Origin of the sequence: Algibacter sp. (genome assembly GCF_049667265.1) — a bacterium.
Lineage (GTDB): Bacteria > Bacteroidota > Bacteroidia > Flavobacteriales > Flavobacteriaceae > Algibacter_B.
Genome location: NZ_JBATHX010000125.1, coordinates 1 through 8,675 on the forward strand (window position 1 = coordinate 1; position 8,675 = coordinate 8,675).

Genomic DNA, 8,675 nt, shown 5'->3' on the forward strand with positions numbered 1-8,675 from the left:
AGAAGCTCAAAAATTCTTGGAGCAAAATGCATCAGCTGATTTTAAGGTTTCAGATTTACAAAAAAAACCTGCAAAAAAATCTCCTGCTGCACCATTTACAACATCTACTTTACAACAAGAAGCATCACGTAAATTATATTTTTCAGTAAGTAAAACCATGACTATGGCGCAACGTCTTTATGAAGCGGGTTTAATTACTTATATGAGAACAGATAGTGTCAATTTATCTGAAGAAGCTAAAAAAGGAGCCGAGGCAGAAATTAAAGAGGCCTACGGAAAGGAATATAGCAAACCAAGAAATTATAAAGGAAAAGCTAAAGGTGCACAAGAAGCGCATGAGGCCATTCGTCCAACAAATTTTGCTACAAATTCAGTTACTATCGATAGAGATCAAGCTCGTTTGTACGATTTAATTTGGAAACGCGCCATTGCTTCGCAAATGAGTGAGGCCGAATTAGAACGAACTAATGTAAAAATAAGTGCATCGACGCATAAAGAAACCTTTACAGCAAATGGAGAGGTTATCACTTTTGATGGATTTTTAAAGGTGTATTTAGAAGGTACTGATGATGAGGATGTTGAGCAAGATGGTATGCTTCCAGCAATGAAAACCAACGAAACATTGCTAAATAATTACATCACGGCAACAGAACGTTACACACGTCCCCCAGCGCGATATACTGAGGCTTCTTTAGTTAAAAAGCTAGAAGAACTAGGTATTGGACGTCCGTCAACTTATGCGCCAACTATTTCGACCATTCAAAATAGAAATTATGTTGAAAAGGGAATGGTTGAAGGTGAAGAACGAAATTATTCTCAACTTACTTTACAAATAGGTTCAGTAAAAGAAAAAACACTTTCTGAAAAAGTAGGTTCAGATAAAGGGAAATTAGTTCCAACAGATATTGGAATGATTGTAACCGATTTTTTAGTAACTCATTTTGAACAAATTTTAGATTATAATTTTACTGCAAAAGTAGAAGCCGATTTTGATGAAATTGCTGAAGGCAATGAAGATTGGACAAAAATGATGAAAGATTTCTATAAAGGCTTTCATCCTATTGTTGAAGATGTAAAAGAAAATGCTGATAGAGAATCTGGTGAGCGTATTTTAGGTGAAGACCCACAAACTGGTAAACGCGTAAGTGTACGATTAGGGAAGTTTGGACCTATGGTTCAAATAGGAACTGTTGATGATGAAGAAAAGCCGCAATTTGCAAGTTTAAGTCCAGACCAACAATTAGGTAGCATTACTTATGAAGAAGCTATGGATTTATTCCAGCTTCCTAAAAACCTTGGTGAATATAAAGGTGAAGAAATTTTAGTGAATAATGGACGTTTTGGGCCGTATGTAAAATTTGGTGATGCTTTTGTATCGCTGCCAAGAGGTACAGATCCATTAAGTGTAGAACTTGATGACGCTATTATTTTAATAAAAGAAAAGCAAAAAGCAGACGCACCTATTTATATTTATAAAGATTTACCTGTACAAAAAGGTAAAGGGCGTTTTGGACCATTTATAAAATGGAACAATATGTTTATCAATGTGAATAAAAAATATGATTGGGATGAATTATCTGATGAAGATATTGTCGAATTAATTGAAACAAAAATTCAGAAGGAAATAGATAAGGTGATTCATAACTGGGAAGATGAAGGCATTCGTGTTGAAAAGGCCCGTTGGGGACGTCATAACGTTTTAAAAGGTAAAGTGAAAGTAGAGCTTGCAAAAACGGTAGATGTTTCTAAAATGACTTTAGAAGAAGCAAAAGCTATTATCGAGGCCAATGCGCCAAAGAAAAAGGCCACCAAAAGAAAAACTGCGGCAAAAAAGAAAGCTCCAGCTAAAAAGAAGAATTAAGTCATGAATTTTAATTTTTTATCTCCAGTTTCAGATTCGGTTTTAGCGCATAATGAGCTATTGTCTGCTCAAGCGCTTGGAAGAAAACTTAGAATACATTCTGCCCAACATGGTTTTCCTGATTTAGAAGGTGTAGATGTTGCTATTATTGGGGTTTTAGAAAATAGAAATGATGTAAATTATATTGGTGAAGAATTTCAGCTTAATGAAATTAGAAAGTCTTTTTACGGTCTATTTCCAGGAAGTTGGAACACCTTAGTAGCCGATTTAGGCGATATTAATAAAGGTGAAAGTGTTGAAGACACTTACTTTGCTTTAAAAGAGGCCATCTCACTTTTGGTTGAAAAAAAAATTATTCCAATAATTTTGGGTGGTTCTCAAGATTTAACTTACGCTAATTATAGAGCCTACGATTCCTTAATTCCAATGGTTAATATTGTAAATATTGATGCTCAATTTAATCTTGGAGATTCAACAAAGCCTATAAAAAACAATAGTTTTGTTGGGAAAATTATTTTAAATCAGCCATACAACCTATTTAATTATTCAACCATTGGGTATCAAACTTATTTTAATTCGCAAGAAGAAATAGATTTGATGGACAATTTGTATTTTGAATACTATAGACTAGGAACTGTTTCAAAGGATATTACAATTGTTGAACCCGTATTGCGAGATGCTAATATTGTTAGTATTGATTTAACATCGATAAAAGGTTCGGAGGTTAGTGTTAAACAAAAATATTCGCCAAATGGTTTAGATGGAAAAGAAATTTGCGCCATTGCACGTTATGCAGGAATAAGTAATAAAGTATCTTCATTTGGGATTTATGAATATAAGCCATCAAAGGATGACGAACTTACATCCATGCTAGTCGCTCAAATATTATGGTATTTTATTGAAGGCGTAAATTATAGAGTTAAAGACGATGATTTTTCAGATGAAAGAAACTACCAAAAGTATATTACTTTAGTGGAATCTGAGGAGTTAATTTTTTACAAAAGCAATAAAACAGGAAGATGGTGGATTGAAATTCCTTTTTTAGCAGATGTAAATAATAAATTAAAAAGACATACGTTATTACCATGCATGCATCAAGATTATTTAGATGCTTGTAATAATAAGGTGCCCGACCGCTGGTATAAAGCGTTACAGAAGAATAGCGTGTAATGGGTTTAGATTAGTTGAAATACCAATATCATCGGTGAAATGACATTTTTTCACGACGAAATGTTATTTTTTTAGGTAAAAAGTTGTTTTATTAAAAATATATAAATATGTTTACGCTCTCAAAAATGATGCATAAAATAATTAACCTCAAGTTTTCTATGGATATTAAGAAGTTTATATTACTAACTACACTATTTGCAATGTTAGCAAGTTGCGGCTCAAAAGATAGAGGCGAACTAGTTGGTGTTCAAGGAAAAAAATGGCATCCAGAAAAACCTTATGGTATGGAGCTTATTCCAGGTGGAGCTTTTATAATGGGTAAAGCAGATGACGATCTTGCTGGTGTGATGGATGCACCGTCAAAAACAGTTACTGTAAGAGCCATTTATATGGATGCAACTGAAATAACAAATAGCGAGTATCGCCAGTTTGTTAATTGGGTAAGAGACTCAATAGTAAGAATGAAATTAGCAGTTTTGGCTGATGAGGTTGGTTTAACTCCAGCAGATGAAGGAACTATTGGTGAGTTTGCCTTTAGTGATGCAGATCCAGAAAACATGTCGGTTTATGAAAAATACATGTATGATAATTATACAGGTTTAGGACCAACTGGTTACGAAGGAAGAAAAATAAACAAGGATATTGATTTAATTCATGATACTTCGGAATATCTAGATGAGTACTATGCTGAAGTTATGGATACCATGTATTTGCCTTTAGAGGAATCTTATAATGGTCAACGTACTTGGGATGTAACGAAATTTAAATTTCAATACAGCCACATGGATATTCAAGAAGCTGCAAGAAATAGAGGTGTAAAACGTAAAGATGTTATTATAAAAGAAGAATTAGAAATCTATCCTGATACGACAGTTTGGATTAGAGATTTCGCATATTCTTATAACGAACCGATGCATAACGATTATTTCTGGCATGATGCATATAGCGATTATCCAGTTGTTGGTGTAACTTGGAAACAAGCAAAAGCATTTTGTGAGTGGCGAACGATTAACAAAAACACATACCAGAAAGCTAAAAAAGGCGCTCAAATGGTAAATACGTTTAGATTACCATCTGAAGCTGAATGGGAATATTCTGCAAGAGGTGGTTTACAAGCTGCAACTTACCCATGGGGTGGACCTTATACAAAAAGTGATAGAGGTTGTTTTATGGCAAACTTTAAACCAGTTAGAGGTGATTATGCGGCAGACCAAGCATTATATACAGTTGAAGCAAAATCTTATGAACCAAATGATTATAACTTATATAATATGGCTGGAAATGTTTCAGAATGGGTGAATGCATCATACGATCCTTCATCATATGAATATACATCAAGTATAAATCCTAGTGTAAACGATGAAAGCAACAAGCGAAAAATTGTTAGAGGTGGTTCATGGAAAGATGTAGCATACTTTTTACAAGTAAGTTCAAGAGATTACGAATATGCAGATTCTGCAAGAAGTTATATAGGATTCAGAACCGTTCAAGATTATATGGGGACAGCAGTAACAAAAAACGGTAATTAAATTTTTAACCCAAATCAATAATAATAAATACTATTAATTAACCTACTTAAGTAAAAAAGAAAACCTACTTAAAATTAAAAATCGAAAATTATGGCAAAGTCAAAAACAAGTAAAAGATTCATGAACATGGCGTACGGATTAGGAGCAGCAATTGTAATTGTTGGTGCACTATTCAAAATTATTCACTTTGAAATTGGACCATTAACGGGTAACGTCATGTTAACCATTGGTCTTGTAACAGAAGCAATTATATTCGCATTATCAGCGTTTGAACCTGTTGATGATGAATTGGATTGGTCTTTAGTATATCCAGAATTAGCTGGAGGACAAGCAATGAACAAAGCAGGAAAAGAAGATGCTCAAGGTTTATTGTCTCAAAAATTAGATAACTTATTAAAAGAAGCTAAAATTGATGGTGAATTAATCTCTAGTTTAGGAGAAAGCATCAGAGGTTTTGAAGGTGCAGCTAAAAACATGTCTTCTACAGTTGATTCTGTTGAAGCATCTAAGAAATATGGTGAGGAATTATCATTAGCGGCAGCTCAAATGGAATCTTTAAATAGCTTATACAAAGTTCAATTAGATAGTGCTAGTAAGCAACAAACTATCAATGAAGAGTCTGTAGAAAATGCAGCAAAATTAAAAGAACAAATGCAATCTTTAGCGTCTAACTTATCATCTTTAAATGGTGTGTATGGTGGAATGTTATCTGCAATGAGTAAATAATTAGGAGCGTTAATAAATAATCCCAAATTAATTTAATTAACCAAAAAAAACCTAATAAACATGGCAGGAAATAATTTATCACCAAGACAGAAGATGATTAATCTGATGTATTTAATATTCATAGCAATGCTAGCATTAAATATGTCGAAAGAAGTGCTTTCAGCCTTCGGATTAATGAACGAAAAGCTTACAGAATCAAACGAAGCTACAGAATCTAGAAATGCTAGTTTTGTTGCAAGTTTAGATTTAAAAGCTGAAGGACAACCAGAAAAATACAAGCCTTTAAAAGCAAAAGCAGACGCAATTGATAAACTAGCACATGATTTTGATGCTTATTTAGAAGATTTAAAAGGAAAAATGACCGCTAAAATCGAAGATCCTACGGATTATGAGATTATGGATAAAGGTGATTACCTAGATGAACATTTCTTTAAAGGCGGTAAAATAAATGTTGATGGTCAAGAGTTTTTAACTCAAATGAAAAACTTTAGAGAAGGAGTAGCTAGCATATTAGCTGGTGAAAAAGGAATGGAGTCTGTAATTGAAGAAGTTAACAAAAAATTTAATACTGATGAAGTTAAAAACAGAGATGGTATTAAAGATGCATGGTTAAACTACCACTACAAAGGATTTCCGTTAGTAGCTTCTTTAACCAAAATGACACAACTTCAAGCTGATATTAAAACAACTGAATCTCAAGTGTTATCAAATATGTTGCAAGGAACACTTTCTAGTGAGGTGTCTATGACAAACTATACTACCTTAATGGAAACATCCAAATCGGCTTACTTTAACGGTGAGAAATTTGATGGACAAATTGTATTAGGTCGTAAAGATGCATCTACAAAACCTAGTAGAGTTGAATTAACTTTAGATGGTAGAAAACTTTCTGATAAGCAATATGCTATTGAAGATGGTAAAGTAAAATTATTAATTGGAGCTGGCGGCGTTGGTGAACATAAAATTGAAGGTAAATTAATCTTCGCACAAGATGGTGAAGAAATTGAAGTACCTGTAAAATCATCATTTGCAACGGTTGCAAAACCAAATTCAGCAACTATATCAGCAGATAAAATGAACGTAGTTTATAGAGGTGTTAAAAACCCAATGACTATTTCTTTTGCTGGTATTCCAGATAATAAAGTCACGGCTAGTGCTCAAGGATTATCTAGAAGTTCTGGTAGTAGTTATGTTATGGATGCTACAAGAGTTCAAGGTAGAGAGGTAACTATTAACGTAACTGGTACTTTACCAGATGGCGGAAAAGTTAGTGATAATGCTAAATTCAGAATTAAAGATTTACCAAAACCAACTGGTACTGTAAGAGGTGAAGACGGTGCAATTACAATGCAACGTAATAGTCTTGAAATCTCTACAATTGGTGCGAAATTTGAAGATTTTGATTTTGAATTACCATTAAAGGTTACAGGATTTAAATTTAAAGTTCCTGGACAGCCTACAATAAATGTTAATGGAAGTAAGTTAGATAGTAGAGCAAAAGCTGCTTTAAGTAAAGCAAAAAGAGGCTCTGGAGTTCAAATATTTGATATTGAAGCAAAAGCTAGTGGTGTAAGTGTTATACTTAAAAAAGTATCACCAGTTTTTATAGAACTTACAAATTAGAAAAACTATTAGAGATGGTCTAATAAAAGACCATCTCTAATAATTAAAAGAAAAATAATAATTAAGATGAAACTAAAAAGTTTTTTATTAACCGTTGCTGCTATTTTTACAGTATCTAGCATGTTTGCACAAGCTAACATTCTAAACGCTAAAAGTCCTGATGAAATAGGAGTAAGAACTGAAGCTCAAAAAGCAGTTGACAATGACAAGCCATTAGAATATGGTTATGTTGATGATAGAGATATCTTGTTTTCTAAAATGACTTGGGAAAAAGTAGTTCTTGATGAACGTGCAAACTTCCCACTTTACTACCCAATTGACACAAACAATATTGGTAGTGATAGAAGGTCGTTGTATGATGTGCTTATGAAGAACATTAAAAACGGGAAAATAAAAAACATCTATGATGATTCTTATTTTACAACAAAACGTACTTTAAAAGATATTGAGGCTGCATTACAAATGGTTGATACTACAGAGTATGGTATTGAGCAAATAAATGCTGGCGAAACATTATCTGCTGAGTTTATTAATAGAAGAGAAATTTCAGCGGCGGATATTAAAGAATACCATTTAAAAGGACTTTGGTATTTTGATAAACGTCAAGCAGAAATGAAGTACAGGTTGTTAGGAATTGCTCCAGTAGCGCCAGATGTTAACTTTATTGATGACGCTGAGCCTGATTTAGTACCTTTATTTTGGGTGTTTTTCCCAGATGCTAGAGAAGTGTTACACGAAGCAAAGTCATTTAACGATTCAAACAGTTCTATGCCATTTTCTTTTGATCACGTGTTGAATGCAAGGCGTTTTCAAGGTTACATTTATAGAGAAGAAAATGTACAAGGTGATAGGGCAATTTCAGAATATGTATCTCAAAACGCTCTAATGCAATTACTTGAATCTGAAAGGATTAAAGATAAGATTAGAGATTTTGAATTAGACATGTGGACTTATTAAGCCATAATAATCTAAAAGTTTAATTATAAAACGCTCACTTTTTTAAGTGGGCGTTTTTTTTATGTTACTAGGGAACTTTAGGGCTATTTTTTTTAATTTTAATGAAACAGAATCCTTAAAGAGTAAATTAAAAACTACCTATCTTCGCAACGTATGACACAAGTAGATTATATTATTGTTGGTATTGGAATTGCCGGAATTAGTTTTTGTGAGCACCTAAAAGCAAATGGAAAAACGTTTGTGGTGTTTGATGATGGCTCTCAGCAATCGTCTACAGTTGCCGGTGGGTTATATAATCCCGTGGTATTAAAACGTTTTACATCGGTTTGGAAAAGTACTGAGCAATTAGATTTAGCTTTGCCAATTTATGCAAACATTGAAAATAGACTTAATATTAAACTGGACTATAAAATGCCAGTTTATAGAAAATTTGCGTCTCTTGAAGAGCAAAACGATTGGATTGCAGCTTCCGATAAGCCGTTATTATCAAGATATCTTTCTACAAAAATTATTAAAAACGAAAATGTTGCTGTTGATGCGCCGTTTGGTTTTGGTGAAGTTTTAGAAACAGGTAGGATTGATGTAAAAACCATGATTGAAGCTTATAAAATTGAATTAATAAGTGAGAACCTGTTAATTGAATCTCAGTTTAATTATAAAGACTTGGAATTGAACGAGGGTGCTGTTTCTTATCAAAATATTAATGCCGAATATATTGTATTTGCCGAAGGTTCTGGTATAAGTGAAAATCCATTTTTTAATAGGTTACCTCTAAATCCTGCTAAAGGAGAACTATTGACTATTCACGC

7 protein-coding genes are annotated in these 8,675 nt (G+C 33.2%); all 7 read left to right on the top strand.

The window, feature by feature from the left end:
- On the top strand, positions 1-1,861 hold a 1,861-nt coding region (locus WBN21_RS04385), incomplete at its 5' end, for a DNA topoisomerase (RefSeq protein ID WP_424198073.1).
- A gap of 3 nt (positions 1,862-1,864) precedes the next feature.
- Positions 1,865-3,031 (top strand): formimidoylglutamase, encoded by a 1,167-nt coding sequence (locus WBN21_RS04390; RefSeq protein ID WP_424198074.1) that lies wholly within the window; start codon positions 1,865-1,867, stop codon positions 3,029-3,031.
- A gap of 158 nt (positions 3,032-3,189) precedes the next feature.
- Positions 3,190-4,560, top strand: a complete 1,371-nt coding sequence (gene gldK, locus WBN21_RS04395; RefSeq protein WP_424198079.1) for a gliding motility lipoprotein GldK — start codon at positions 3,190-3,192, stop codon at positions 4,558-4,560.
- A 90-nt stretch (positions 4,561-4,650) separates the two neighbouring features.
- The gene (gldL, locus tag WBN21_RS04400; protein WP_424198075.1) at positions 4,651-5,286 is read left to right on the top strand and encodes a gliding motility protein GldL; all 636 of its coding nucleotides are present in this window, start codon (positions 4,651-4,653) and stop codon (positions 5,284-5,286) included.
- A gap of 60 nt (positions 5,287-5,346) precedes the next feature.
- On the top strand, positions 5,347-6,909 hold the full coding sequence (gene gldM / locus WBN21_RS04405; RefSeq protein WP_424198076.1) for a gliding motility protein GldM: 1,563 nt from the start codon (positions 5,347-5,349) through the stop codon (positions 6,907-6,909).
- Positions 6,910-6,975: 66 nt separating this feature from the next.
- Positions 6,976-7,866 carry a gliding motility protein GldN gene (gene gldN / locus WBN21_RS04410; protein WP_424198077.1) on the top strand — a complete coding sequence of 297 codons (891 nt, stop codon included), beginning with the start codon at positions 6,976-6,978 and terminating at the stop codon, positions 7,864-7,866.
- Between the two features lie 153 nt (positions 7,867-8,019).
- Positions 8,020-8,675 (top strand): FAD-dependent oxidoreductase (locus tag WBN21_RS04415; protein ID WP_424198078.1); only part of this gene is annotated, 656 nt, incomplete at its 3' end.

What these genes read in the sequence shown, in the direction of transcription:
- WBN21_RS04390 (WP_424198074.1), top strand. Translation starts at nt 1,865, where the DNA reads ATGAATTTTAATTTTTTATCTCCAGTTTCAGATTCGGTTTTAGCGCAT.
- gldM (WP_424198076.1), top strand. Translation starts at nt 5,347, where the DNA reads ATGGCAGGAAATAATTTATCACCAAGACAGAAGATGATTAATCTGATG.
- gldN (WP_424198077.1), top strand. Translation starts at nt 6,976, where the DNA reads ATGAAACTAAAAAGTTTTTTATTAACCGTTGCTGCTATTTTTACAGTA.
- gldK (WP_424198079.1), top strand. Translation starts at nt 3,190, where the DNA reads ATGGATATTAAGAAGTTTATATTACTAACTACACTATTTGCAATGTTA.
- gldL (WP_424198075.1), top strand. Translation starts at nt 4,651, where the DNA reads ATGGCAAAGTCAAAAACAAGTAAAAGATTCATGAACATGGCGTACGGA.